Annotated in this window: 20 protein-coding genes and 1 tRNA gene; 2 read left to right on the forward strand and 19 right to left on the reverse strand. The window is 61.5% G+C overall.

Going from position 1 to position 26,204, the window contains the following annotated elements:
• Nucleotides 1-4: 4 nt before the first annotated feature.
• The gene (locus tag RYH70_RS19640) at nucleotides 5-694 is read right to left on the reverse strand and encodes a response regulator transcription factor (RefSeq protein ID WP_014996509.1); all 690 of its coding nucleotides are present in this window, start codon (nucleotides 692-694) and stop codon (nucleotides 5-7) included.
• A gap of 324 nt (nucleotides 695-1,018) precedes the next feature.
• On the opposite strand from RYH70_RS19640, the gene RYH70_RS19645 reads away from it, so the two are divergent.
• Nucleotides 1,019-1,095: transfer RNA gene (locus tag RYH70_RS19645), tRNA-Arg, on the forward strand.
• Nucleotides 1,096-1,413: 318 nt separating this feature from the next.
• Here RYH70_RS19645 and RYH70_RS19650 read toward each other — a convergent pair.
• The 12 genes from RYH70_RS19650 to RYH70_RS19705 all read right to left on the reverse strand — a co-directional run bounded on the left by RYH70_RS19650 (nucleotide 1,414) and on the right by RYH70_RS19705 (nucleotide 16,674).
• Nucleotides 1,414-2,256 (reverse strand): phytanoyl-CoA dioxygenase family protein, encoded by an 843-nt coding sequence (locus RYH70_RS19650; RefSeq protein WP_284455378.1) that lies wholly within the window; start codon nucleotides 2,254-2,256, stop codon nucleotides 1,414-1,416.
• Nucleotides 2,257-2,408: 152 nt separating this feature from the next.
• Nucleotides 2,409-3,527: an acyl-CoA dehydrogenase family protein gene (locus RYH70_RS19655; protein WP_317009555.1), complete on the reverse strand. Its 1,119-nt coding sequence runs from the start codon at nucleotides 3,525-3,527 to the stop codon at nucleotides 2,409-2,411.
• Nucleotides 3,528-3,537: 10 nt separating this feature from the next.
• Nucleotides 3,538-4,743 carry an acyl-CoA dehydrogenase family protein gene (locus RYH70_RS19660; RefSeq protein ID WP_022994761.1) on the reverse strand — a complete coding sequence of 402 codons (1,206 nt, stop codon included), beginning with the start codon at nucleotides 4,741-4,743 and terminating at the stop codon, nucleotides 3,538-3,540.
• Between the two features lie 47 nt (nucleotides 4,744-4,790).
• Entirely contained in the window at nucleotides 4,791-5,945 is a 1,155-nt protein-coding gene (locus RYH70_RS19665) for a C4-dicarboxylate TRAP transporter substrate-binding protein (protein WP_055100401.1), read from the reverse strand.
• A 105-nt stretch (nucleotides 5,946-6,050) separates the two neighbouring features.
• A complete protein-coding gene (locus RYH70_RS19670; RefSeq protein ID WP_317009556.1) occupies nucleotides 6,051-7,208 on the reverse strand; it encodes a C4-dicarboxylate TRAP transporter substrate-binding protein in 1,158 nt (385 codons plus the stop codon).
• Nucleotides 7,209-7,294: 86 nt separating this feature from the next.
• Nucleotides 7,295-8,848, reverse strand: coding sequence for a long-chain-fatty-acid--CoA ligase (locus RYH70_RS19675; protein ID WP_317009557.1), 1,554 nt, complete (start codon nucleotides 8,846-8,848; stop codon nucleotides 7,295-7,297).
• A gap of 12 nt (nucleotides 8,849-8,860) precedes the next feature.
• Nucleotides 8,861-10,432, reverse strand: coding sequence for a fatty acyl-CoA synthetase (locus tag RYH70_RS19680; protein ID WP_317009558.1), 1,572 nt, complete (start codon nucleotides 10,430-10,432; stop codon nucleotides 8,861-8,863).
• Nucleotides 10,433-10,504: 72 nt separating this feature from the next.
• Nucleotides 10,505-11,812 carry a TRAP transporter large permease gene (locus RYH70_RS19685; RefSeq protein WP_317009559.1) on the reverse strand — a complete coding sequence of 436 codons (1,308 nt, stop codon included), beginning with the start codon at nucleotides 11,810-11,812 and terminating at the stop codon, nucleotides 10,505-10,507.
• A gap of 10 nt (nucleotides 11,813-11,822) precedes the next feature.
• Nucleotides 11,823-12,386 carry a TRAP transporter small permease gene (locus RYH70_RS19690; protein WP_022994755.1) on the reverse strand — a complete coding sequence of 188 codons (564 nt, stop codon included), beginning with the start codon at nucleotides 12,384-12,386 and terminating at the stop codon, nucleotides 11,823-11,825.
• Between the two features lie 456 nt (nucleotides 12,387-12,842).
• Nucleotides 12,843-14,495 carry a long-chain-fatty-acid--CoA ligase gene (locus RYH70_RS19695; RefSeq protein WP_317009560.1) on the reverse strand — a complete coding sequence of 551 codons (1,653 nt, stop codon included), beginning with the start codon at nucleotides 14,493-14,495 and terminating at the stop codon, nucleotides 12,843-12,845.
• Between the two features lie 97 nt (nucleotides 14,496-14,592).
• Entirely contained in the window at nucleotides 14,593-15,774 is a 1,182-nt protein-coding gene (locus RYH70_RS19700; RefSeq protein WP_022994753.1) for an acetyl-CoA C-acetyltransferase, read from the reverse strand.
• A gap of 117 nt (nucleotides 15,775-15,891) precedes the next feature.
• Nucleotides 15,892-16,674 (reverse strand): SDR family NAD(P)-dependent oxidoreductase, encoded by a 783-nt coding sequence (locus tag RYH70_RS19705; RefSeq protein ID WP_022994752.1) that lies wholly within the window; start codon nucleotides 16,672-16,674, stop codon nucleotides 15,892-15,894.
• 611 nt (nucleotides 16,675-17,285) lie between these two features.
• Between RYH70_RS19705 and RYH70_RS19710 the strand changes: the two genes are divergently transcribed.
• A complete protein-coding gene (locus RYH70_RS19710) occupies nucleotides 17,286-20,018 on the forward strand; it encodes a LuxR C-terminal-related transcriptional regulator (protein ID WP_035450468.1) in 2,733 nt (910 codons plus the stop codon).
• Between the two features lie 125 nt (nucleotides 20,019-20,143).
• Here RYH70_RS19710 and RYH70_RS19715 read toward each other — a convergent pair whose 3' ends face one another.
• The 6 genes from RYH70_RS19715 to RYH70_RS19740 form a co-directional block, all read right to left on the reverse strand.
• On the reverse strand, nucleotides 20,144-21,430 hold the full coding sequence (locus RYH70_RS19715) for a glycerate kinase type-2 family protein (RefSeq protein ID WP_317009561.1): 1,287 nt from the start codon (nucleotides 21,428-21,430) through the stop codon (nucleotides 20,144-20,146).
• A 36-nt stretch (nucleotides 21,431-21,466) separates the two neighbouring features.
• Nucleotides 21,467-22,294 carry a crotonase/enoyl-CoA hydratase family protein gene (locus RYH70_RS19720; protein WP_022994749.1) on the reverse strand — a complete coding sequence of 276 codons (828 nt, stop codon included), beginning with the start codon at nucleotides 22,292-22,294 and terminating at the stop codon, nucleotides 21,467-21,469.
• Nucleotides 22,295-22,322: 28 nt separating this feature from the next.
• Nucleotides 22,323-23,207, reverse strand: coding sequence for an SDR family oxidoreductase (locus tag RYH70_RS19725; RefSeq protein WP_097057704.1), 885 nt, complete (start codon nucleotides 23,205-23,207; stop codon nucleotides 22,323-22,325).
• A gap of 16 nt (nucleotides 23,208-23,223) precedes the next feature.
• Nucleotides 23,224-24,012 (reverse strand): enoyl-CoA hydratase/isomerase family protein, encoded by a 789-nt coding sequence (locus RYH70_RS19730; protein WP_022994747.1) that lies wholly within the window; start codon nucleotides 24,010-24,012, stop codon nucleotides 23,224-23,226.
• Nucleotides 24,013-24,040: 28 nt separating this feature from the next.
• Nucleotides 24,041-25,174: a CaiB/BaiF CoA transferase family protein gene (locus RYH70_RS19735; RefSeq protein WP_022994746.1), complete on the reverse strand. Its 1,134-nt coding sequence runs from the start codon at nucleotides 25,172-25,174 to the stop codon at nucleotides 24,041-24,043.
• 102 nt (nucleotides 25,175-25,276) lie between these two features.
• Complete coding sequence (locus RYH70_RS19740; RefSeq protein WP_284455369.1) at nucleotides 25,277-26,152, reverse strand: hypothetical protein; 876 nt, start codon at nucleotides 26,150-26,152, stop codon at nucleotides 25,277-25,279.
• Nucleotides 26,153-26,204: the final 52 nt, after the last annotated feature.

The following is a 26,204-nucleotide window of genomic DNA, read 5'->3' on the forward strand; positions in this document are numbered from 1 at the left end:
GCGTTTATTCTTCCATGGGTTCCAGCCGGTAGCCATGCTGGTACACCGTCTTGATGCGATAGCCGCGTTCGGGACGGATTTGCAGGCTGCGGCGGATGCGGCTGATATGAACGTCCACCGTACGGGACTCGATCGGCGTCATGATACCCCACACCTTTTCCAGCAGGTGTGCCCGGGACATCAGTTTGCCTACGTTCTGGAACAGGTAACACGCCAGTTCGTAGTCCTTGTCGGTGAGTTTGACGGCTTCGTCGTCGAGAAAGATCTGTCGCCGGGCCCGGTCGATGGTCCAGGGTCCAACGTTGAGGGTTCCTTGATCGTCCATGTCGGCAACACCCGCTCGCCGCCCCAGGGCAGTGAGTCGGGCCAGCAGCTCCGCTTGTTTAACTGGCTTAACCATATAGTCGTCGGCTCCCTGGGTCAGCGCGCCCACGATGGAAGACTCGTCATCGCGTTGAGTGGCGAACAGGACAGGCGTGCGATTGCCACTGGCACGCACTTCCTCGAGAACGGCGTAACCACTCATATCAGGCACTTCCCAATCGAGTACCAGGAGGTCGAAGGTGTCCCGTCGCAGCAAGCTCATGAACTCGCGACCGCTGGACAGGTGCATACACGTGTGGCCTGCTTCGCGCAGCCAGTGTGTCACCAGCTCGGCCTGGGCCTGGTCGTCTTCTAGGTAGGCGATACGCACCGTTTTTTCTCCATCCTAATGTCGCAAGAGGTTACCGAATCCACTCCGGTATCGCGGGAAAAGATTGTAAAATGCCGACCCGTCGAGCCTCGCTGAAACCCAGGAAAAACGTGCTTTTCACGCCTCTCCCCCCGGGTATAGCCGATGTCCGCATCACCCCCTGACGCGGAACCCTGAAGGGACGGAATCATGGCTCCGTCCACAAGCCGGATGATTATACGCGCCTTGCCGTTCATTCCCAATCGTGGACTCGTCGACGCTGAACCGCTATCATGCGCGTCCGCGCCCCCGGGGTGCCATCGAAAGTGCCGTGAAAATCGTTTTCCGCCCGTAGCTCAGCTGGATAGAGCGCTGCCCTCCGGAGGCAGAGGTCAGAGGTTCGAATCCTCTCGGGCGGGCCATATAAAACACAAAAGCCCGCCCTGCGCGGGCTTTTGTGTTTTATCGGGTCTGCTCGAGGGCCTTGATTCGAACCTTCGTTCGACACTCGACGCCGCAGGCGGAGAGTGGACGCCCGCAGGGCGCCCGAAGGGTGAGCGCCCAACGGGCGCGAATCCATCCTCTCGCGCCATTCGCCGCTAAAGCAGCTTCCCACGGACCGAACTACGAAGCCGCTGCAGGAGCCAGCCCTGCTGGCGAATCTGTTTGCCAGCAGGGCTGGCTCCTACAGCGACCTTGTAGCGACCTCCAAGTTCATACCTCCAGGAAAACGAGGCTCATCACTCTTCCTCCAGCAGCCGTAGCGGGTGCTTGCCATCCACCATGCCCATGAACGGCGGCATGATGGAATAGCCGATCAGCGACCGAAGCTCCGGCGACAATTCACGCACCACTTCCCTGGACAGCTCCAGCAGAAAGTTCTCCTGTTGCCGCAAATAGGCCTCGCAATACTGGCAGGTCACCGCCAGACGGGGCTTGTCGGAACGGTTTTCTCCACCACCGTGCCAGGTGGTCCCCAGGAAAAACAGCACCGAGCCAGCCGGCATGACTGCGGGTATCGCTTCTTCCCACCGCCCCCTGCGGTCCTGTCCCCAGGCATGGCTGCCCGGGATCACCACAGTGGCGCCATTATCCTCGGTGAAGTCATCGATCGCCCAGATCGTCGCCGCGCCCAACGGCGGCCGTGGCCGCGGCACTTTATAGAAACTGTCATCCGCATGCAGAAGCTGCGGCGCCTCCCCGGGCAGGATGTTGATGATCTGGGCCTGACTGATGAGGTAATTGGGCAGGAACAGTTTGTCCATCAATCCCAGGATACGAGGGTGATCCGCCAGATGATCCAGAACCCGGGTCTTGGAGAAAACGTCGTAGACCCGTTGTGTCCGGGCCCCCTCGAAGGTATTCCTGCCGGTCTTGTCCAATAACGGGGTTATCCGCGAGCGAATATCGCTCAGCGTGTCCCGATCCAGCACGCCCTCGATGATGACGTAGCCATCACGCATCAGGGTGTCGAAGTCCCGATCGATCTCCGGCGAGCTGCGCTCGGCGGATGGCCGCAAGGCCTTGTGGCGAGCGGCCAGATCACTGTCCAGCACGCTCAAATTGGCGATCTTGCGTGGCATGAGCTCCTCCCTTTTGTTGTTGTGATGGCTCTTTCAGCATTGACTTGAATTCGATTCAATGCCGATCCAGGGCCCCACGGAGCAGGCCCTGAGCGAACAGATCTGGAATCTGGTTCGTCAGGCAGTCCGTGACGAGGACTTGTAACCGCACCTTACAACGCCGCCCAAGCCCGCTTGAGGTGATAGCTTTCGTCACCAAACAGCAACCCAAGGGCGGTCAGCCGCTTGAAATAGTGGCCAACATCCAGCTCATCGGTCATGCCGATCCCACCGTGCAACTGCACCGCCTGCTGCCCCACATAACGGCCGGACTGACACAACTGCGCCTTCAGCAGCGCACTGTCCCGGGCGTGCGACGGAGCCTGCTGCCAGCGGCCCGCCACGGCATCCAGAAGATGTTCCAGATTCTTCATGGCGATATGCATATCGACCATTCGATGCTGCAGCACCTGGAAAGAGGCGATCGGCACGCCGAACTGCCGGCGCGTCCGGGTATAGTCCAGGGTACGGCGCAACAGCGCCTGCATCGCCCCCACCGCTTCCGCCGCCATCATCATGATCCCCTGCTCCAGCACCTGACGCAGCACTTCAGCGCCACGCCCATTCCGGGTCAAACGCCGGGTGTCATCGACGTCCACGGCGGCCAGGGTCAAACGGGCGCCGCGATGCCCATCCATGGTGGGAAAGCCGGTCACCTGGAGCTCATCGGCGTGGACCAGAAACAGCTCCACCGTGGGCCCGGTGTCGTCTTCGAAGGCCTGCGCCGACACCACGAAATGGGATGCCAGGTCACCGCCGACCACCGCCACCTTTTCGCCTTCCAGACGCCAGCCACTGTCGATACGGCGGGCACTGGTGGCCAGATGCTCAGGATTGCCGCGGCCGATGCTTTCCTCCCAGGCCAGCACCGGCATGGCCTTGCCGGCGATCAGTTCGGGCAGCAGGCTATCGGCGACATCGTGATTATCCGCCCGAGCAATGGCCTGACCACCCAGCCCCACCACGCTCAGATAAGGCTCCACCACCAGCGCGCCGCCGAAGCGCCGCATCAGGCCGAGCGTATCGGTGATATCCCCGCCGAGACCGCCATGGCGCTCGGCGAAAGGCAGACCCAGCCAGCCCAGTTCGGCGAACTGTTGCCAGTGCTCCCGGTTGTACCCCGGTTCCTGCTCCACCCAGGCGTGGCGCTGGTGAAAGTCGTAATGGGCACCGAGAAATTTATCAACGCTGTCTTCCAGCATGACGCGGGTTTCGTCGTTAAGAAAAGCCATGTCGCGTCCCTCAGCCCAACAACATCTTGGCAATGATGTTGCGTTGAATTTCGTTACTGCCGCCAAAGATAGTGGCGGCCCGGTTGTTAAGATATTTGGGCATCACGGTGAGCGCCTGCTCCGGCCCTTCAGGCGCCACCCCGGCGCCGACGGTCAGCGCCGCCAGTTGCAAAGTCAGTGTCGGGCTTCCTTCCACTTCCACCGCCAGTTCGGTAATGCGTTGCAGTGTTTCCATAGCGGTGATCTTGATCATCGAACTCATCGGCCCCGACTCAGGCGAGCCCTTTTCCATCGCGGCGAAGCGGCTCTCGGTGGCATCAAGAGCAGCGACTTCCAGATAAAGGCGAGTGAAGCGCTGCTGAAACACCGGGTCGTCACGCAGAATACCGCCAAAGCCGTCGCCGAGTTCGGCGGCCCGCTCCCGGATCCGGTTCAGCTCCATACCGAACGTGGCGGCAAAAGACGCGCTGCCGCCACGTTCGTGCTCGAGCAGATATTTGGCCACCGTCCAGCCCTGATTCTCCTCTCCCAGACAGCAATCCAGCGGCACCTCGACGTTGTCGAAGAACACATCGCACTGTTCAGGAAAGCCGTCCAGACCAATGATCGGCCGGATTTCCAGGCCCGGACGATCGAGACGATCAATCAGAAAGAAGCTGATGCCTTGTTGTGGCTTTCCTTCGTTGCTGGTGCGCACCAACAGAAACATGCGGTTGGCATGGTGGGCGTAGGTGGTCCAGGTCTTGCTGCCGTTGATAACGTAGTGGTCATCGCGGCGCTCGGCTCGACAGGCGAGCGAGGCCAGATCGGAGCCGGCATTGGGTTCGGAATACCCCTGGGCCCAGAAATCCTCACCGGAGGCGATGCCTGGCAGAAAACGGCGTTTCTGTTCGTCGGTGCCGAACTTCATGATCGCCGGGCCAACCATGCCCAGACCTTGAGGCAGCAATCGCGGCACACCGGCAATCCGGCACTCCTCCTCGAAGATGCGCTTTTGTTCGCGGCTCCATCCCGGCCCGCCGTACTGCTCTGGCCAGGACGCCGCGGACCAGCCGCGCGCGTGCAGTTTGCGGTGCCAGCGCATGCACTGTTCGAACGGCGGAAAAAAACTGGTCATCTTGCGGCCGGCTTCCCGAATCGATTCATCCGCCTCTTGTTCTATGAAGGCACGGACCTCCTGACGAAAAGCCTGAAGATCCACTGACTTGGTTTCCATGGTTTACTCCGGCAAGGGGCGCCACCCGCGGGCGCGCCCCGGCTTGATCAAAGACCGTAGGTGCTGACGTCCACCTTGGAGAACGTTTCCCGCCAATACAGATCGGCCAACGCCTCGGCGTTGTCCACGCCGTCCACCAGCTTGACCCATTTGGCCAGCAGCGGCCGGAACTCATCGACCATTTCCTGAGCGTTGTCGATGTTATGGCGTTCCACGTAATTCTTGACGATGGTATCGACGTCCTTACGCACGAAGGCACGGGTGGCCGCCACCAGTGCCTCGCTCGGCTGGTGCACGGTGATGCCGTTGTCATTCGCGTCCCGCACTTCCTTTGCCGCGCCGAGCTGGTAATCCCAACTGCCCTTGGCGGAAATAACCGTGGACGCTTTCAGGACCTGGGAACGCTCCTCTTCACTGAGCGATTTCCAAACGGATTTATTGACGTTGTTCACACCCACCGCCGCGTACATGCCGCCGGGCACGCCCACGGTCACATCCTTGACCACCTCACGCAGGTTGAAGATATCCAGCTCCACGGTGGAACTCATGGTGCAATCGATCACTCCCTGGCTGAGCCCTTCGTAAGCGTCGCTGATGGACAGCGTCACGGGCGTGGCATTCATGGTCTCCGCCCAACGGGCCCACAAGGCACCGGCGCTACGCAGGCGCGCACCTTTCAGCTGTTCCTCGGTGGCGATCGGCTTGGTGCACAGCAAGGCATAGGGCGGCGTCGACATGCTGCCATTGAAGACCTGATTCTGGTCCGCCATTTCCTTTTGACAGCCATCACAATGGTGGAAGACATACTCGGACATGGCGCCCACGTAAGCAGGCCCCACGTGGCTGTCGGGAACGCCCTGCAGCTCATCCACCATGGTCAGTTCGGTAATCAGATTGGTATAGGGAAATTCAGAAGGGAAATAGGAAATCAGCAGGAACCCCGAATCCGCCATACCATCACGTACGCCCGCGGACGTTTCCTTGAAGCTGAGCAGAGACATGGGAAACACCCGTGCCTTGAGGTCACCGCCGGACAATTCCTCGAGCCGCTTGGCGTAGGCTTCACCAGCGTTGGCGCCAATCGATTTGGGCGGATAGCCCATGGCGTAGGTCAGGGTTCGGGCTTCGGCGACACCGAAGGTGATGGCTCCCGCGCACAGGGTCAGCGCGGCGATGGCAGCGCGTCGTGGCTGTATCGTCATTATTATTCTCCTAGCATTTTCAAATCCGAAGCAGGCCAGCTCCGGTCATGGCGGCCAGGCCAACAGACCAGGCCGATGCGGCTTGGAGCCTGTTTAAGCAGGTTCTCACAAGCCGTATTCGCTCACGTCCACTTTGGAATAGGTCTCCCGCCAGTAGATCTCCGCCAGTTCTTCCGGGTTGCTGACCTCTTTTACCAGCTTGACCCATTTCGACAGGATCGGCTGGAACGCCTTGATGCTTTGCTCGGCGTTATCAACCCCCGAACGGGACTGATAATTGCGGGCGATGGTCTTCATGTCCTCGACGATGAAGCGGTGCGATGCTTGTTGCAGGTCCCCGGCCGGTTCATGCACTTTGATCTCTTGCTTCGGCGCGGCCTCGAGTTCCCTGGCGGCCCCCACCTGGTAGTCCCAACTGATGATCGCTCCGAAAGTGGCTGAAGCACGAAGCACCTGCTCGCGTTGCGCTTCACTCAAACCCTGCCAGACTTTCCGATTGAAGTTGTTGACACCGGTGCCGCCAAAGACGCCGCCAGGAACGCCGGCGGTGACATCACTGACCACTTCGGAAAGGCGAAAGATATCCAGGTCCACGCTGGAGCTGATGGAGCAATCCAGAACGCCCTGATTGAGCGCTTCATAGGCATCGCTGACGGAGATGGTCACCGGTGTTCCTCCCACCGCTTGTGCCCAACGCGCCCATTGAGGGCCGGCACTACGTAACCGCCTGCCTTTGATATCGGCGAGACTGGTCACTTCCTTGTTGCATAACATCATGTAGGGCGCGCTGGCGGATGCGCCAGTGAACACCTGGTTTTGCGCGGCGAATTCCTCGACACATTCCGGGCAATGGTGGAACAGATACTCCGACATGGCACCGACATAGGCCAGACCGGCATGGCTCGGGGCCACATCGTCCAGCTCCAGCAACATGGTCAGTTCCGCGATCAGATTGGTGTTGGGAAATTCCGAGGGAAAATAGGAAAACAACACGAATCCAGAGTCCGCCATACCGTCGCGGATACCGGGTGAGGCTTCACTGAAACTCAGCAAGGACATCGGAAAGACCTTGACGCTGAGATCACCGCCAGAAAGCTCTTTAAGTGCGTCGGCATAGGCCAGCGCCGAGTCGGAGCCGATGGAGTTGGGCGGATAGCCGGTGGCATAGCTGATGGTACGGGCGGACGCCGATGTACCGCCAAGCACGCCGACCATGAAGACCGTGGCAATAACAATACGTTGCAGCAAAGCGCGTGGTGCCATGATGTTGCTCTCCCTATGGCGGCGGGTCTGGAGCCGCCCTCCGCCGATTGTTTGTGTTGCGCTGTCCATGGCGGACGTCCTTGAGGTCAGCCGATACGGCGCCCCTGACCACTCCAATGAGCCTCCTTGAGTTTGTATTTCAGGATCTTGCCGGCGCCGGACAGCGGCATCTCATCCACGAACTCGAAGCTGCGGGGGCACTTGTAGTTGGCGATCAATGTCTTGCAGTGAGCAACGATATCCGCTTCGGCGGCCTCCGCTCCCGCGGCCAGAACAATGACCGCGTGAACCCGTTCACCCCACTTTTCATCCGGCACCCCGATCACCGCGCATTGGGCAATGGCGGGCATGCGTAGCAAGGCGTCTTCCACTTCCACCGAATAAACGTTCTCACCGCCGGTCACCACCATGTCCTTGATCCGGTCCACCAGGAAAACGTAGCCGGCGTCATCCATGTAGCCGGCATCGCCGGTATGCATCCATCCTCGGCGTAATGCCTCCTCGGTCTGCTCCGGCTTATTCCAGTAGCCCCGCATCACCATCGGGCCACGGGCGACGATCTCGCCCACCTGGCCGCGTGGCACCTCGTTATCCTCACTGTCGACCACGCGCACCTCCGCCATATGCGCCGGCAACCCGGCCGCCATTAACTTATCGGCGTAAGCGGCGTCGCTATGGCAATAATCCGGGAGAATGCAGACCACCGGTGAGAGTTCGGTCATACCGTAGAGCTGCAGGAAGGACGCCTCCGGCCAGGCGGTCATGGCCTTCTTCAACAGCGTGCTGTCAATGGGTGACGCGCCGTACATCATGCAGCGTAGGGAAGAGAGATCGAATTCCGGGAATCGCGGGTGCGCGAGCACGGCGCGCATCATGGTCGGCACCAGGAAGGTTTCCACCACTCGTTCCTGCTGAATGGCGCTCATGACCGCCACCTCTTCGAACCGGGGCACGATCACGTGGGTACCCAGCCGCAACGTCAACTGCAGGATCAGCCCCACTCCGGCCACGTGGAAAAAGGGCGCCGAATGCAATCCCACCACACCGTCACCACGGCAAGCGGGCATCACCGCGCCGATGGAGCAGGTGTACAGATTGGCGTGACTGAGCATCACGCCTTTCGGAGCCCCGGTGGTGCCTCCGGTATAAAGAATGCAAGCCAATTGGTCGCCGCTGCGCCCGGCGTCGTCCACCGGCTCCGCTCCGGCCATTAATTCAGACAGATTCAACATGCCCTCGGGGCAGGCTTTCTCGCCGATGTACACGACGGTCTCAAGCGATTTCGACAGAGTCCGCACTTCCTTGATCAATGGCACGAACTCATCATCGACGAACAGAATCCGGGTATCACAATCGTCCAGTGAATAAGCAATCTCAACCGGACTCCAGCGAATATTGACGGTGTTGAAGACGCCGCCAGCCCAAAGCACGCCGAACACGAATGTCACGTAACGATCCGAGTTCAGAGCCAGGATGCCGGCCCGTTCCCCTTCTTCCAGGCCCAGCCCTTTCAATACCGACGCCAGCGTGGCCACCTCACCCACCAGATCCCGATACGTTGAACGGCGATCGGCGAAGACCAGGGCCTCCCGCCCGGGGCACTCGCGCAAAGCCTTGTGCAACGGCTGTGTCAGATACATGGCCCCTCCACTTCAGCTCGCGTACTGTTCACGAAGCGTGCGCTTGAGCAGTTTTCCCGCGGTGTTCTTCGGTAAAGCCTCAACAAAATGCACCGCCTTGGGCACCTTGAACGGCGCCAGGTGCTGACGCGCATGGTCAATCAGCGCCGCGGCGTCGGCGGTTTTGCCTTCCTTTACCACAACGACGGCAACAATCGACTCAATCCATTTTTCGTGAGGCACCCCGATCACCGCCACCTCCGCCACCGATTCGTGACCGTACAAGGCTTCCTCAACGTCGCGGCTGGCCACCAGAACGCCGCCGGTATTCACCACATCCTTGATACGATCGACGATATACAGATAGCCCTGCTCGTCCTGGTAGGCCAGATCGCCGGAATGGAACCAGCCGCCCTTGAAGGCTTCCGCGGTCTCCTCGGGCTTGTCCCAGTAGGCCACCATCAAGTGGGGGGAACGATGCACGATCTCGCCTTGCTCCCCCGGCTTGCAATCCTCCAGGGTGCCGGGTTTGACCACCCGGGTCTCCACCGAGGTCAGGGGACGGCCGCAGGAGCTGGGCCGGTCGGCATGCTCATGGGGGCCCAGAACCGTCGCCATCGGCGCGATTTCGCTTTGACCATAGCAGTTGAACAGGCGCCCTTGGGGCAGCCGCTCAGCCAATTCATGGACGATCGGCTCCGGCATAATGGACGCGCCGTAGTACAGGTTTTCCAAGGTGCTCAGATCCCGGCGATCGAAATCCGCGTGACGCAACAGACCGATCCACACCGTTGGCGGAGAGAAGAACGAGGTAATCTTCTGCTCTTCGATCAGTGCCAGAACCTGCTCCGCCACCGGCGCATCAATGAGATAGTTGAACGCTCCGCACAGCAGGCCCGGCATCAAGAACACATGCATCTGCGCCGAGTGATACAGAGGCAGTGCCGCCAGGCTGCGGTCCTTGCCACTGATATCCAGATGTAACAGGCAGGATTGGTATTCCGCCATGAGAGACCGATGGGTATGCATGGCTCCCTTGGGATCGGAGGTGGTACCGGAGGTGTAAAGGATCTGCGCCACATCGTCATCGTCGAGCAATACGTCCGGCGCCTCCGCGCTGCCGCCGCCCTGGGCTAGGGCCAGAATATCGGTCTCTCCACCGGCTTCACCAAGGCGCAGGGATCCGTGCAATTCAACGCCGAGTTCTCCGCGCACCGCCTCCACATTGGCCGCCAGGCTTTGGTCGCAAAACAGGGCACGGGCGCCGGACTGGTTACAGATGTAGGCCAGCTCACGCTGGACCAACCCGTAGTTCACCGGCACATGGATCAAACCGGCACGGGCACAAGCCAGCCAGAGCAGGACATAGGCGTCGGAGTTCTTGCCGTAGGCGGCGACACGGTCCCCTTTTTGCAATCCCAATGCCAGCAAGCCGTTAGCGACCCGATTGGCGGCCAGATCCAGCTCCTGGTAGGACCAGAGACGATCCTCGAATTGCAGGGCCGGCGCGGTGGGTTGGCGGCCGGCGGAGCGGCGCAGAGCATCGCCAATGGTGTTGCGAATGGCCACCTGAACAGAGTCAGAAAGGTCGTATTGTTTTGTCATCGGGTTCTTCCCTGTTGTTATCCGTCATCAGTAAGTAGCGGCGCGCCCGGGCATGGCGCGCCGCGCGCAGGCCTACCCCATAATACGAGGCAGAAACAAAATAAAGTCCGGCACGCTCATCAGGAAGATCAGCACGAACAGATCCATGATCAGGAACCAGAAAATGCCTTTGAAGATCGAGGTGGTGGAGGCCAGATTACCCACCACCCCTTTTATCACGAACACGTTCATGCCAATCGGCGGCGTGATCATGCCAATTTCCAGCAACTTGGTGAGCACCACGCCAAACCAAAGAAGACTCAAGTCGGCGGCACCGATAATCGGCAGAACAATGGGCAGGGTCAGCAGCATGGCTCCAATCGGCTCCAGGAACATGCCCAGCAACAGATAGATCAGCACGATCATCACCAACACCATGAAAGTACTGGCACCGCCACCAATAACCAGAGAGGACAGATAATCACCGGCGCCGGACAGCGCCAGGAAACGGGTCAGCAGGCTCGCGCCCACGGCGATCACCATCAAGGCGCCGGTGGTAAGCAGCGTTTCCAGAATTGCGTTGCGAAACCGCTCCCAGGTCAGGGCCTTGCGCATCCAGGCAACGATACAGGCGAGGAACGCACCGACGGCACCGGCTTCGGTGGGCGTGAAAATGCCGCCGAACAGACCGCCGAAAATACCGATCATGATCAGGAGAACCGGCCAGGTTTCCTTGAGCGCCGCGATCTTTTCCCGTCTGGAAACCTCTTCCTTGACGTCCGGGGCCAGAGACGGATTCAGCTTCACTCTTATCATCACCACCAGGATGTACCCCACCGTGGTCAGGATGCCGGCACTGATACCGCCCAGAAACAAGCCGGTGATCGGGACTTGGGCAATGATGCCGTACAGGATCATGATGATGGATGGCGGGATCAGCGCACCGATGGTACCGGCCACCGCCACCGTGCCGGTGGCCAGCTCCGGATGATATTTATGGCGAATCATCTCCGGCACCGCGATGCGTCCCATGGCCGCGGAGCACGCCACGGAAGAACCGGATACCGCCGCAAAGCCGGCGGAGCCAAAGATCGACGCCACCGCCAGACCGCCGGGAATGGACGCCAGCCATAGCCGCGCCGCACGAAACAGCCCTTGGGTTAACTGAGCATGAAAGCAGATGAACCCCAGCAGCAGGAACATGGGAACGGAGCTGAGCACCCAGTTGGCGGCGAATTGATAGGGAATCAGGCCCAGAGAGCCCCACGCCACGCCCCAGCCCATCAGATACCACAAACCGCCAAAGGATACGCCGATCAACGCCATGCCTATTGGCACGCGCAACCCGATCAAGACCAATAGCAGAGCCAGACCGGTCAAACCAATTTGTACGTCACTCATCGCCGGTCTCCTAGTTCGCGTCCGAATGATGGCTCGAGGCAATCGGCATCTCATCCGGCTGCGCGCGTTCGTCATCCAAACCGGATTTCAAACCGAATAAATAAACAATGAACTTATAAAAAAGAACCAGGGTCATCAGGCCGATACCCACCGGCAGGACAAAGTAGGTTTGCCAGACGGCGATACTGGCGTCCCCTTGCACCACGGAGGCGTTAATCGCGTGTTTGGACAAGGCTTCGCCCCAGGTCCGCACCGTCAGGAAAGAGAACACCACGCCGGAAAACGCCAGCGCCCACCCTTCCAGATGTTTCTGAACGATCTGGGGCAACCGTTCAGTCACTACTTCCACGGTAATATGAGCGTTCTTCTGCTCGGCATAGGCCAGGGGCACGAAGGCGGCGACGATCATGTAGTAGTGCGAGACGATGGTGATGGTTCCCGGTATCGGGGTACCGAAAACATAGCGGCCAATAACATCGAAGGTGACATGGAGCATCATCAACGCGATGGCAAGGCCACCGATGACGGTCATGAGATTAGTGATTTTGGATAGCCAACGACCCAATGCATACATAAATAAAGCTCCTTAGCGGAAAAGCAGGTCGATTTTTGCTGTTGTTGTTATCCAGGCCATATTGCGACTCCCGTGCGTTACCGCGCCGTTATCAACGGACACGGCGTTTTTGTTTTAAGTCTTTTCCATGACGAACCAGAGGGCTCTGAAACAGTGATCTATTAAGTAAAGCCAATTGATTCATTGCCATTTCGGGTTTGGAGGGAATATATGGCAACGCTTCATCCATCGGCGCTTCGAGTGTAAGAGGCGGTTTGTGCGGGTATCATCGTCGGTTCCGACGAAGTCTCCCTTCCCGGAACAAAGAGCCGGAAGATGAGCCGGAGGAAGAGCGGGAGCAAGCGCCAGGGGAAAACAAAGGGAAGAGATTAAAAAGGAACTCCGCGCCCGGTCTCCTGAGAGACGCCGATGGGACGGTTGGCCTGCAATACAGACGCGGAATTCAAGGTAAATAAATCAGGACCTCTCCGCTTCGCGTCGAGGGCGATAACCGGCGAATTGCTCACGCAGTTTGGTCTTCAGCAGCTTCCCGGTGGCGGTATGCGGCAGTTCGTCCACGAACACGATGTCGTCCGGCAGCCACCACTTCACCACCCGCTCGGCCAGGTGCGCCATGATCTCGTCTTCATCAACCCGCGCGCCCTCGCGCTTCACCACCACCATTAGCGGGCGCTCTTGCCATTTTTCATGGGGAATGGCGATCACCGCGGCCTCCGCCACGCCGGGATGGGAAAAGGCGGCGTTTTCCAGATCCATGGAGGAAATCCACTCCCCCCCGGACTTGATCACGTCCTTGGCCCGGTCCACCAGTTGCAAATAGCCATCCGGGTCCATGGTGGCGATGTCACCGGTAGGGAAATAGCCCTCGTCATCGAGCACGCCACCGCCTTCGGCCCGGAAGTAGCCGCTGGCGATCCAGGGGCCTCGTATATAGAGATGGCCGGAATGCACGCCATCCCAGGGTTGCGGCTCGCCTTCATCGTTGACGATCTTGATATGCACGCCCCAGATGCCGCGCCCCTGCTTCACCTTCAGTTCATCCAGGCCATCGCGGTCCAGGCCATCGTGTTTCGGCAGAGGCCGGTTGACCACACCCAGCGGACTGGTCTCGGTCATACCCCAGCCCTGAATCACCTGGGCGCCCAGCTGGATCTCAAGCCGCCGTACCATGGCCCGGGGCGGAGCACTGCCGCCGATACCGATGGTGTCGATACACAGTTCCTTATCCAGATCCAGTTCCGGATGGGCATCCAGATACTGGAAAAACATAAGCCACACCGTGGGTACCGCCTGGGAGAACGTCACTCGCTCGTCACGCATCAGCGGATAGAGATGCTCACCGTCCAGATGTTCACCGGGGAGAACCATTTTCGCACCAACCATGGCCGCCACATAGGGCATGCCCCAGGCGTTGGCGTGAAACATCGGCACCACCAGCAGCAGGGTCGAACGGGCGCTGACATTGAAGGCGTCCGGCGCCATCGCCATCAGCGAGTGCAATACGGTGGAACGATGGGAGTACAGCACCCCTTTCGGGTTGCCGGTGGTGCCGGAGGTGTAGCACAGACTCGACGCGGTGCGTTCATCGAATTCCGGCCAGACATATTCGGCACTGGCGGCTTCCACCAGGTCTTCGTAACAAAGCAGACCGGGAATATCGACCTCGGGCATGTGGGCGCGATCGGTGAGCGCCACGAAATGCTCGATACTGTTCAGTTGTGGAACCAGTTTCTCCACCAGCGGCGCGAAGCTGGTATCAAAAAACAGCACCTTGTCCTCGGCATGATTGAGAATGTACTCCACTTGCTCGGGGAACAGACGGGGGTTCACCGTATGCAGCACCGCACCGGACCCGGAAACCCCGAAATAAAGTTCCATGTGCCGCCAGGTGTTCCATGCCAGGGTACCGATCCGATCACCGAATTCGACACCCAGCTCATTCAGGACGTTGGCGACCTGTTTGGCGCGATGGGCGATTTCCCGGTAATTGGTACGATGAATAGGCCCCTCAATGCTGCGCGAGACAATTTCCTGTTCAGGATGGAAAGTGGCCGCGTGCTCGATAAGCGAGGAAATCAACAGCGGCTTGTCTTGCATCAGACCCTGCATGGATACCTCCTTTTGTTATTCGTTATGCCGTTCGTCCACCGAACGGACCCCGCAAGCCGGTATGCCCCGGCCCGCGAGGTGATCGGGGCGCCCGGGATCAGAGGCGCTCGACGATGGTCACGTTGGCCAGACCGCCACCTTCACACATGGTCTGCAAACCATAGCGTTTGTTGCGCTTTTTCAGAGCATGCAACAGCGTGGTCATCAGCTTGGTGCCGGAGCCACCAAGCGGGTGCCCCAGGGAAATGGCGCCGCCGTTCACGTTCAGACGGTCGGCGTCGGCGCCCAGCGTTTTCAGCCAGGCCAGAGGTACCGGCGCGAAAGCTTCGTTGACTTCAAAAAGGTCGATGTCATCGATGCTCATGCCCGCTTTCTTCAGTGCCCGCTCGGTGGCCGGAATCGGCGCTTCCAGCATGATCACCGGATCGTGGCCGATCACGGTCAAATGGTGGATGCGAGCCATGGGCTCCAGTCCCAGGGCTTTCAGACCACGTTCGTTGACCACCATGACGCCGGACGCGCCATCACAGATCTGGCTGGCGGTGGCGGCGGTGATACGCCCGCCTTCTTTCAGCAACTTGACGTTCTGAATGCCTTCCAGGGTAGCGTCGAAACGAATGCCTTCATCCACGTCGTGGGTTTCGCCGTCACCGGCGCCATCGACACTGCGAACCGGCAGCGGCACGATTTCGTCCTTGAAGTCACCGGCTTCGGTGGCGCGCTTGGCACGCTCATGGCTGAGCAGGGCAAAGCGATCCAACTCGTCCTTGGCCAGGTCGTACTTCTCGGCCATCATCTCGGCGCCCATGAACTGGCTGAAATCGGGAATATCCGGGTAGCGTTCCTTCATCGCCGGGCTGAAGTAGTGCCCCAACCCCTGCTGACGCGCCAGAGAAGACGGAGATCCCATGGGGACCCGGCTCATGGATTCCACGCCGGCGGCGATAACGATGTCCTGGGTGCCGGACATCACCGCCTGGGCAGCGAAATGCAGCGCCTGCTGAGAAGACCCGCACTGACGGTCCACCGAGGTGGCCGGCACCGATTCCGGCAGACGCGAGGCCAGTACCGCGTTGCGGGCCACGTTATTGGATTGTTCACCGGCCTGGCCGACGCAGCCCATGATCACGTCCTCGATCAGAGCCGGGTCCGCGTCGGCGCGATCCAGCAGGGCATTGAGTACCTGGCCGGCAAGATCGGCGGGGTGCCAGCCGGAGAGACGGCCGCCGCGACGGCCACCCGCGGTGCGGGCCGCGGCAACGATATAGGCTTCACTCATGTTTTGATCCTTCCTGCGGCGTGCCGCCCGACACGGACGGCACCGATTGATTGAATTCTCAAAGCGTGACCAGGCGGGAGCACCGTCCGAAGCGACGATTTTCCCGCCCTTGCCGGATCACCGTGGCGCCATGCGGATGGCGCCGTCCAGACGCACGCTTTCCCCGTTGAAGTAGCCATTGACGATCATGGTTTCCGCCAACTGGGCGAATTCATCGGGACTGCCCAGCCGTTTCGGGAACGGTACCGAGGCGGACAGAGACTGTTTCACATTTTCCGGCAAACGGGCCAGCAACGGGGTTTCGAAGATACCCGGCATGATGGTGTTGACACGGATGCCCTCGCCCATCAGATCACGGGCCATCGGCAACGTCATGCCCACCAGGGCGGCCTTCGAGGCGGAATAGGCGGTTTGCCCGATCTGGCCATCCTGAGCAGCCACCGAAGCGGTGTTGATCATTACCCCTCGCTCCCCATGCTCCAGCGGATCCAGGGACAGCATGCCCTTGGCCGCCTTGGCGGAGCAGCGGAAAGAGCCAACCAGGTTGATCTGGACAATGCGATTGAACTGGTCGATCGGATAATGATTGGTGGTGCCGTCCTTCTTGTCCCGGCCAGCGGTCTTGGCGGAGCCTCCGATGCCGGCGCAGTTCACCAGGATGCGCTCCTGGCCGATGGCGGCGCGGGCCTTTTCGAAGCCTTGATCCACGGACGCGTCATCGGTGACGTCCACCTTGCAGAACACGCCGCCCAGCTCGGCCGCCAGGGCTTCACCCTGCTCTTCATTGACGTCGAACAGCGCCACACGCACCCCGTGGGCGGCCAGGCGCCGCGCGGTGGCCGCACCCAGGCCGGAAGCCCCACCGGTAATCACTGCGCTCACGGAAGAATCCAGTTTCATAGGAAATCCTTCAATTAACTTATAAAGGGATGGCAGCGGCGCTGGGGCGGCTCCGAGAACACTGCATCGCAATGACCACTGAAATTCCAGGAAGTATTCAGGCTCTGACGGTGTACGCTCGTTCTCTGCTCAAGGCCGCGGCAAGACCACGCCGCTACTTTTGAAAGGCTAGGAGAGTGCATCGATGCTGGATATCGTCTAAACGGACGAAACAGTGCAAGGCCTTTGATATTTATGGAATAAACAGAAATATGGCCCTGGCTTTCCTGTCTGATCCCTGGCGAAAACTGCCGGCTCCGGTTGGCAAAACCTCGCCACTTGACCGGGTTCATTGACAACCCCCAGCCACCTCCCTACAAGTAACCGCACTGGCTTGAACATAAGCTCCCACGGCTGTAGTTTTCAGGATACTCTTTGGTAGGTGCGGGAATTGGCAAGAACCAGCTAGAAGGTAATAGGTACGAGAGAGCGGCAAGATCGGCTCGGGAGCCGCACGACTCTCTACTCATCGCTTCGCGCCTGCATTTTGCCCTGGTACTGGCAGCCCCAAAGGCCATAACAACAAGAACCGATGGTTGCATCGGCTCGGTTCACCCCTGAGGTAGGCATCCATGAAGACGTCGAGCTATCTGCTTTCCACGAGGACGCTGCTCAACAGCAAGCTGAGTCCGCCCACGTCGCATTCTTCACAGGTTACCCGCACCCGCATCCGTGACTCCGTGGTCGGGGCCAGTGCCGCCAAGCTGGTGTTGTTCCAGGCGCCAGCGGGCTTCGGTAAATCCACGCTGATGGCGCAATGCCTGGAACGGTTTGAGTCCGAGGGCGTGGCCACAGCCTGGCTGACCCTGGACGACGCCGACAACGACATCCAACGCTTCCTCTCCTGCGTCGAGGCGGCCATCTCCTCGATGATGGAACTGCCCCGGGAGTCGGAACGCGGCCTTCATTCCAGCAAGTCGCCCGGCGACACGGCGTTGGAACTGGTCACCAGTCTGGCCGCCGAACACGCCGCCTTCGCCCTGTTCCTGGATGATTTCGAACGGATCCATGAACCCACCGTGCTGGGGCTGGTGCGTGAAATCATCGATCACCTGCCGCACAACTGCCGCCTGGTGATCGGCTCCCGCAGCATGCCGGAGCTGGGCCTGGGCCGGCTGCGTGCGCGTGGGCGGCTGCTGGAAATAGACTCCGAGCTGATGCGCTTTTCCAAGGAGGAAACCCACCAGTTTCTCAATGGCTGCCGCCAGCTGTCGCTGTCGCTGGACGATCTCGGCCATATCCATGACAAAACCGAAGGCTGGGTGGCGGCGCTCTGGCTCGCTTCCCTGGCGCTGGAGCACCACCCGGCGCCGGCGGAGTTCATCGCCAGCTTCTCTGGCGAGAATCGGGCCGTGGCCCATTATCTGGCCGAGGATGTGCTCTCCCAGCAACCGCCGCGGGTGAGAAATTTCCTGCTGCGCACCAGCATCCTGCGCTACATGAGCGTGCCGCTGTGCAATGCCCTGTTACCGGACACCGACAGCGAATCGCTGATCAATCTGCTCAACGAGGCCAACATTTTTCTGGTGCCGATCGAAGGCCAGGAGCGGTTGTACCGTTATCACAGCCTGTTCGCCGACTTCCTGCGCGCCCAACTGGAGCAGCACCTGCCCCAGGAAGTCCCGTATCTGCACCGCGCCGCCTCGCACTGGTTCGAGGATCAGCACCGCCCGGTGCCGGCCATTGACCATGCCCTGGAGGGCAAGGATTATCGCCGCGCTCTGGAGTTACTGTCGGTGCACGGCGAGGAGCTGCTGGCCCAGGGGCGCATGCGTCTGTTGGCGCGCTGGTTCGAGACCATCCCGGCGGAGCGTCTGGAAGGCTATCCGCTACTGCAGGCGATTCATGTCTGGGCTCTGTGTTTCACCGCCAGCCCGCGCAAGGCCATGGACCTGCTGCAGCGCACCGGCCTGGAAAACTCCCGCGATCCGCAAATCCGCCCTCACGTGCTGGCGCTGCGCCCATCGATCCTGGCGATCATGGACGACTTCGAGGAAGCCTACCGGATCGGCCGCGAAGCCCTGAAGCAACTGCCCAACGGCGACCCTTTCGCCGACACCGCGCTGGTCAATACCGTGGCCAATGCCTATTCGGTGATGGGCGAATACCAGGAAGCACGGCAGTTGCTGGACGGCGCCCGCGATGTCCAGGGGGTCTACGAAAGCGCCTTCAATGCCATGTATTCCGAGTCGGTGGAAGGCATCATCGACTTGCAGGAAGGCCGCCAGCGCCAGGCCGCCGCCCGCTTCCGTCTGGCGGTGGGCATGACCCGGGCGCGCGGCGCCTTTTCCTTCAGCGGCACCACCGGCAATGCCTGGGCCGGCGTATTGCATGCCAGTGCCGTCTATGAGTCCAATGATCTGCCGCAGGCGGCGCGGCTGCTTAACGTCTATGTGCCACTGGTGCGCGACATCGGCCTGCCGGATCACATGATCCTTGGCGATGTCATGCTCTCCCGCATCGCCTTCCACGAAGGCGATCTGGATAAAGCCTTCCAGATTCTGGCCTCCCTGGAGTTGACCGGACACCGGCGCCAACAGCCCCGGGTGGTCGCCACGGCGCGCCTGGAACGGGCCCACCTGATGCTGCTGCAAGGTGACGAAGAGGCCTCACTGGCTGAGCTGGACCGGGCCGACGATCCGCAAGTATGGGACCGGGTAAAGGGACTGCGGCTGCTCGCCAACGATCTGGAAACCGCGCAAATCGGCCGGTTACGCTGGGAGAGCCTGGTCGGCGACGCCGGCAGCGCGGTGGAGAAGCTGCGCGAAGCGATCGCGGAAGCGGTGCACGATTCCCGCCATCGTCGCGCCTGTAAACTGCGCCTGTTCCTGGCAGTGGCGCTGCAACGCAAGGGACAGTTGCGCGGCGCCCTGGAAGAAATGGAGAAGGTGCTCAAGGAAGCCTGCCGGGAAGGTTATTTCCGCCTGATCCTGGACGAAGGCCCGCGAGTGGGCGCGCTGGTGGTGCATCTGCAATCCGATACGCTCGAGCGCAAACAGGATCGCCGCGAGCCACTGTTCGCCGAGTATCTGCAGCAATTGCTGCAAGGATTCGGCCCCACCGTGTTCAATGCTTATCCGCCAGTGGAAGATGCCCAGGCACTGCTGCTGCCCGAACCGCTGACGCGCAAGGAAATCCGCGTCCTCAAGCTGCTCGCGGAAGGGCACTCCAACAGTGCCATGGCGGAAAAGCTGTTCGTTTCGGACAGCACCATCCGCACCCATTTACGCAATATCAACGCCAAGCTCAACGCCAGCAATCGCACCGAAGCGGTGGCCATTGCCCGCAAGGCCGGGGTGGTTTAGAGCCGGAGACATAAATCAGAGATGGCTACATAAGAGCCTGCCTGCAAGCGAATCCTTGGAGTTCGAAAGCACAATTCGCTTGCAGGCAAGCTCCCACAGCGGCTACGTGTGCAGGCAAACGCCGGCTACCCCAGGATCAGGAAAGCGCGGAAATCATTCACGTTGGTATGGGTGGGGCCGGTGACCACCAGGCCGTTCAACGCCTGGAAGAAGCCGTAGGCATCATGATCGGCCAACGCCCGCCGGCCATCCAACTGGCGCGCCCGGGCCTCGGCCATCAAACCCGGGTAGTAGAGCGCGCCGGCGTTGTCCTCGGTACCGTCGATGCCATCGGTGTCACAGGCCAGCGCATGAATACCCGGCACATCATCCAGATTCAGCGCCGCCCCGAGCAGAAACTCCGCATTGCGACCACCCCGCCCCTTGCCGGTCACGGTCACCGTGGTTTCGCCGCCCGATAACAGGACCAGAGGCAATCGCAAACCGCCAAATCCGCCGCCACGCCGGGCCTGATGGGCCAACTCCGCGTGCAGGGCGCCAAGGTCCCGGGCCTCGCCTTCAATTCGGTCGGACAGCACCGCCGCCGCCACTCCCCGCTCCCGCGCCCGCCGGGCAGCGGCGCGCAGGCTCAGTGCCGGCGTGGCGATGCAGTTGAGGCGCGTGGACTGAAAACAGGGCGCGCCGGGTTTCGGCGTTTCCGACGCTGGATCCTCCAGATGACGGCGTACCGCCCGCGGAATCTCGATACCGTAGCGTTCCAGCACCGCCAGCGCCTGAGCCGAAGTGGAAGCGTCCGGCACGGTGGGACCGGACGCGATGACGCTGGGGTCATCACCAGGCACATCGGAAATCACCAGCGTATGGGACTCGGCGGGCGCCAGCACCTCGGCCAGGCGTCCCCCCTTGATCGCCGACAGGTGCTTGCGCACCGTATTGATCTCATTGATGGCGGCACCGCAGCGCAGCAGCTCACCGGTGAGCGTCTGTTTGCAGGCCAGGGACAAGCCTTCGGCGGGCAGACTCAGCAATGACGAGCCGCCGCCGGAAATCAGGCACAGCACCCGGTCTCCGGGCCCCGCCGCCCGGGCCAGTTCCAGGATACGCCGGGCGGCCCGTTCTCCGGCCTCGTCCGGCACTGGATGCGCGGCTTCCACCACTTCGATATGGCGGGTGGGCAGACCATGGCCGTAACGGGTCACCACCAGGCCGGACAGCGGGCCGGACCAATGCGCTTCCACCGCCCGTGCCATGGCCGCCGCCGCTTTACCGGCACCGAGCACCAGCAACGGCCCGCCATCGTCTTCCGGCAGCCAGGGCGGAACACAATGTTCCGGCTGCGCGGCAAGGACCGCCGCGTCGAACAGTTCGCGCAGAAGGCGCCGGGGCGCCTCCGGATCCTGCTGTAGGTCCACCCGTATCACCTCACGGGACAGTCATGAAAAGAACGTTCAATGCTCCGGATCACGGAACACCGGCGCGCGTTTCTCCATTCTGGCATAAACCGCTTCGACCTGGTTGGGCTGGCCGATGATCGCATCCTGTTCCACCGATTCCGCCAGCAGCACCCGGGCGGCCTGCTCCTGCGGCATGGCGGATTGATTGAGCAGGCGCTTCATGGCGCGCACCGCATGGGGGTTGCGGCCGGCGATGTCCCGGGCCATGGCCAGGGCTTCCTCGCGGGGAGACTCGCATACCCGCGTCACCAGTCCCAGGTCCGCCGCCTCTTCACCATCGAAAATACGGCCGGAATAGCACAGTTCGCGCACCCGATCCGGACGTACCAGCTCGCTGATCAACACCATGCCGGCCATATCCGGCACCAGCCCCCACTGAATTTCCATCACCGACCAGCGAGAATCGGCACGGGCCAGACGCAGGTCCGCGCCCAGGGCGACTTGCAGGCCGCCGCCAAAGGCGACACCGTGTACTGCGGCAATCACCGGCACCGGCACGTCGCGCCAGACCATGGCGGCGTACTGGGCCAGATTGCTGTCGCCGTGGGTGCGCTCGGCCAGGGTTTTGCGGCCGCCGACACCGGCGCCGCTGCCTTGCGCCATGCGCGAGAAATTTTCCATGTCCAGCCCGGCGCAAAAGCTCTTGCCCTCACCGCTGAGCACCACGGCGCGCAGGCCCTGCCAGGCGGAAAGCCGCTCGGCCATTTCCGCCAGGGCGGCAAACAGCTCGCTGTTCAGCGCATTGTGCTTGTCCGGCCGGTTGAGGCGCACCTCCACCACCCCGGGCGTCTCGGTTTCGATCACACGGATCACGTCATTCATGGTTTCTCCTCGGGCCAGACAGCCGCGCTCAAGAACGCTGCTGCTTGTCCTTTTCGTTCTGGCGGGTAATGGCATCCCGGGCCTGTTGCCATTCATCATCGCCCCAGGCCGCGAGTTCGGCAAAGTTACCACCGTCCGCCTGATAACGCCCGCCGTCGATGGCGATGGTCTGGCCGTTCACATATTCGGAACCCGGCGCCAGCAAATAGGCCGCCAAGTTGGCCAGTTCCGGCATTTTGCCCGGGCGCCCCATGGGGCACCCGCGCACCTGCACACCGCCCAGCGGTCCCAGCCGCTTGCTCATGCCCTCGGTGGGGAACAGGCCCGGCGCGATGGCGTTGAAGCGCAACCCCCGGTTACCCCATTCCACCGCCAGCGACTGCGTCATGGCGTGAAGGCCGGCCTTGGACATGGCGGAAGGCACCACGAACGGCGAGCCGTTCCATACCCAGGTGGTGACAATGGACACCACCGAAGCACTGACGCCTTCCGCCAGCCAACGCTTGCCGCAGGCCTGGGTGACCAGGAAGCTGCCGCGAAACACAATACTGGAAATGGCATCGAAGCCGCGGCTGGACAGGTCCTCGGTGCGGCTGATGAAGTTGCCGGCGGCGTTGTTGAGCAATCCGGTCAGGGCGCCGCCGTCCTTCCAGATGGTGTCGACCATGGCCTCGATGGCGTCGGCGTCACGAATATCACAGGTCACCGGCACCACGGTGCCGCCATGGGCATCCATCAAGGCTTTCGCGGTCTCTTCCAGGACCGCGCCACGGCGGCCGCAGATATAGACGCGGGCACCGAGAATCAGCAAGGCCTCGGCCATTTCCCTGCCCAGCCCGGTCCCCCCGCCGGTCACCAGAATGCGGTGTCCCTTAAGCAAATCGGGGCGAAACATCAAATCACTGGCTTGCACGGTTATTTCCTCCGGATCAGGCATACCGGGGCGGACGTTTTTCCAGAAACGCCGCCACCCCTTCTGCGAAATTGTCGTCTTTCACGCACAGGATCTGATTGCGATCCTCCAGCGCCACCACCGCTTCCAGGCTGGGCAGATCCACCGCCAGCCCCAGGGCGTCCTTGGTCAAACGCAGGCCCAGCGGCGTGGTGGCGAGCATGTCATCGATCAGCGAACGGGCTTCTTCCTCAAGTGCCGGCAACTCGTCCACACGACTGGCAAGCCCCAACTGGTGAGCGCGCCCGGCGTCCATGAACCGGCCGGTGAGCAGGTATTCGGCGGCCACCGAGCTGCCCACCATGCGCGGCAGGAAATAGCTGACGCCGACATCGCAGCCGCCCAGGCCGATGCGAATGAAAGCGGCATTGAAACGGGCATCCGGAGTGATCAATCGGATGTCACTGGCCAGCGCCAGGGCGAAACCGCCGCCACTGGCGCTGCCCTGCACCAGGGCAATGATCGGCTGTGGACAGCGGCGCATGTTGACCATGATGTCGCGCACTTCACGCTGCCCGTTGAGCGCCTCCTGTACCTGACGTTCGGTGGGCGCGCCGTGCCGCTCCTTCAGATCCAGGCCGGCGCAAAAAGCGCGGCCGGCACCGCGCAATACCACCACGCGAATCTCATCGCGCTGGTACAGCTCGATGAAGTAATGGTTGAGAGAACGAATTAGTTCACGGCTGAGGGCGTTCAACCGCTCGGGCCGATTGAGCGTCACCCAGGCGACGCCGTCCCGTTCCTCGATGACCAGGGATTCACTCATAATGCCTCCGCTCAGAGCCCGCACGCTCTTAAAGAATGCCGCTTTCCCGCAGACCGGCCTGGCGGGTCTCGTCGATGCCCCAGTCCAACAACACCGCTTCACTGTCCTGCCCACGGGCGGAAGGGGCCCGTGGCGCCGGTGGCGGAGTACGGCTGAAACGCGGCGCCGGCGCCGGCTGCACCACGCCGTCCACGGTGATGAAGGTGTGGCGGGCACGGTTGTGCGGGTGTTGCGGCGCTTCCTCCCAGTCCAACACCGGCGCGAAACAGGCATCGCTTCCTTCCAGACGCTCGCACCAGTAATCCCTGGGCTGGCTGGCGAACAGCCGGGTCAGTTTGGCCTTCAGAGACGGCCATCGCTGGCGATCGTTCTGCGCTTCGAATTCCGGATCGTCGATTTCCGCGCGCTTCAGCAACTCGGCATAGAACTGCGGCTCAATGGCGCCCACCGCCACGAACTTGCCGTCGGCGCACTGATAGGTGTCGTAGTAAGGCGCGGCGCCATCCAGCAGGTTGGCGCTGCGTTCGTTACGCCAGGCGCCGGCGGCTTTCATGCCGTACATCATCGCCGAGAGCAGCGCGGCGCCATCGGTCATGGCGGCATCCACCACCTGCCCCTGGCCGGAAGCGCGGGATTCGTGGACAGCGGCGAGAATACCGAAGGCCAGCATCATGGCGCCGCCACCAAAATCACCGACATAGTTGAGCGGCGGAGGCGGCGGGCCGTCAGCACGACCGATGCCATGCAGCGCACCGGTCAGCGCGATGTAATTCAGATCGTGGCCGGCGGCGCTGGAGAGCGGACCGAACTGGCCCCACCCGGTCATGCGGCCGAATACCAGGGAAGGCCGCCGGCGCAGGCAGACTTCCGGTCCCAGCCCCATTTTTTCCATCACCCCGGGGCGGAAACCCTCGATCAGCACATCGGCCTGTTCCACCAGATCCAGTACCAGATCGGCGGCACCGGGCTTCTTCAAATCCAGCGCCACGGAACGCCGTCCCCGGGCCAGCACATCAAACCGGGCGGACCCGGGCTCGCCGCGGCCGGGGCGGTCGATGCGGATCACCTCCGCCCCCATGTCCGCGAACATCATCGAGCAAAACGGGCCCGGCCCGATGCCCACCATCTCGATGATCTTCAAACCTTTCAGGGGTCCCGACATGCTGTCCTCCTCGCCAACCGCCATTATCAAAGGACATTCATGGTGCGACCGGTTGCACAGGCGCGCATCGTCGAAAAGGACGACTGGAAAGGCGCTGGCGTTTTATCCAGCCACCAGCGACCCGGCCATGGCGTCCCGCATGGCGGCATCAATCGGGGTGGGCCGCCGCTGTTCGCGGTTCATCAGCACCATCACGCTTTCGCAGACGCCGACCAGAACATCGTTGACGCGGGCACCGCTGTGCACCCGGAATGAACTGTTACCAAAACCCGCGATTCCGGTGGCCAGCGAGGCGCTGTGCAGGGGCGCAGGCCAGTCCAGATAGTGGATATCAATGCGGGCCACCAGCAAACCCAGACCCGGCAGGCGCATGGCATCCAGAGAACTGACCCGGGACTGTTCCAGATAACGGGCGATGGTCAGTTCCCCCAGACGGCGGTCGGTGTCCTGATCGATAAAGCGCGGCTCCAGAGGCGTCCGGCACGGGTAGCCCTGATCCGCCTCCGGGCCGGCTTCAAAATCCGGCCAGGGCGCCAGCTCCGGCACCTCTCCGAGCCGGGCGCTCAAGGTATCGAATAAGGACGCCGGCAGAGGCTGCCATTGACCATCATTCCAGGCGCCCATCAGGCAGTCCTGCACGCTGGTGCATTCCCCGTTCTGGAACAAGGCGATGACGAAACGGCAGCTGTCCTTGTCCACCGCCACCAGTTTCACCGCGCACTGCACGTCGGTGAGGTAGTGGGTTTCTTCAAGAAACTGGGTGACGGTACGGCGCGGGCGCAACAACACCTGATCGGAACACCAGATGCCATCGGCTCCGGATACGTTCATCAGATAACGCAGGCGGCCCTCGGTGTGGAAACTCTGCACCGCCACATTATTGACGTGCCGCTCCACATCCAGATGGAAAAACAGCGGCGTGATGGTGAACTGAAAATCGTAGGCTTCGGGGTCCCGTTGCCAGGGTTGTGTTTTCACGTGGTGTGACTCCAACCGGAGAAAGGGATAGAGGAACGATGCCGATCGCGCC

Source organism: Alloalcanivorax xenomutans (assembly GCF_032810065.1).
Classification (GTDB): domain Bacteria; phylum Pseudomonadota; class Gammaproteobacteria; order Pseudomonadales; family Alcanivoracaceae; genus Alloalcanivorax; species Alloalcanivorax xenomutans.

Coding starts and splice junctions, on each gene's coding strand:
- RYH70_RS19665 (WP_055100401.1), bottom strand. CDS start 5,945: ATGACGATACAGCCACGACGCGCTGCCATCGCCGCGCTGACCCTGTGC.
- RYH70_RS19690 (WP_022994755.1), bottom strand. CDS start 12,386: ATGTATGCATTGGGTCGTTGGCTATCCAAAATCACTAATCTCATGACC.
- RYH70_RS19705 (WP_022994752.1), bottom strand. CDS start 16,674: ATGAAACTGGATTCTTCCGTGAGCGCAGTGATTACCGGTGGGGCTTCC.
- RYH70_RS19680 (WP_317009558.1), bottom strand. CDS start 10,432: ATGACAAAACAATACGACCTTTCTGACTCTGTTCAGGTGGCCATTCGC.
- RYH70_RS19720 (WP_022994749.1), bottom strand. CDS start 22,294: ATGAATGACGTGATCCGTGTGATCGAAACCGAGACGCCCGGGGTGGTG.
- RYH70_RS19695 (WP_317009560.1), bottom strand. CDS start 14,495: ATGCAGGGTCTGATGCAAGACAAGCCGCTGTTGATTTCCTCGCTTATC.
- RYH70_RS19710 (WP_035450468.1), top strand. CDS start 17,286: ATGAAGACGTCGAGCTATCTGCTTTCCACGAGGACGCTGCTCAACAGC.
- RYH70_RS19670 (WP_317009556.1), bottom strand. CDS start 7,208: ATGGCACCACGCGCTTTGCTGCAACGTATTGTTATTGCCACGGTCTTC.
- RYH70_RS19650 (WP_284455378.1), bottom strand. CDS start 2,256: ATGCCACGCAAGATCGCCAATTTGAGCGTGCTGGACAGTGATCTGGCC.
- RYH70_RS19700 (WP_022994753.1), bottom strand. CDS start 15,774: ATGAGTGAAGCCTATATCGTTGCCGCGGCCCGCACCGCGGGTGGCCGT.
- RYH70_RS19730 (WP_022994747.1), bottom strand. CDS start 24,012: ATGAGTGAATCCCTGGTCATCGAGGAACGGGACGGCGTCGCCTGGGTG.
- RYH70_RS19735 (WP_022994746.1), bottom strand. CDS start 25,174: ATGTCGGGACCCCTGAAAGGTTTGAAGATCATCGAGATGGTGGGCATC.
- RYH70_RS19660 (WP_022994761.1), bottom strand. CDS start 4,743: ATGGAAACCAAGTCAGTGGATCTTCAGGCTTTTCGTCAGGAGGTCCGT.
- RYH70_RS19685 (WP_317009559.1), bottom strand. CDS start 11,812: ATGAGTGACGTACAAATTGGTTTGACCGGTCTGGCTCTGCTATTGGTC.
- RYH70_RS19655 (WP_317009555.1), bottom strand. CDS start 3,527: ATGGCTTTTCTTAACGACGAAACCCGCGTCATGCTGGAAGACAGCGTT.
- RYH70_RS19675 (WP_317009557.1), bottom strand. CDS start 8,848: ATGTATCTGACACAGCCGTTGCACAAGGCTTTGCGCGAGTGCCCCGGG.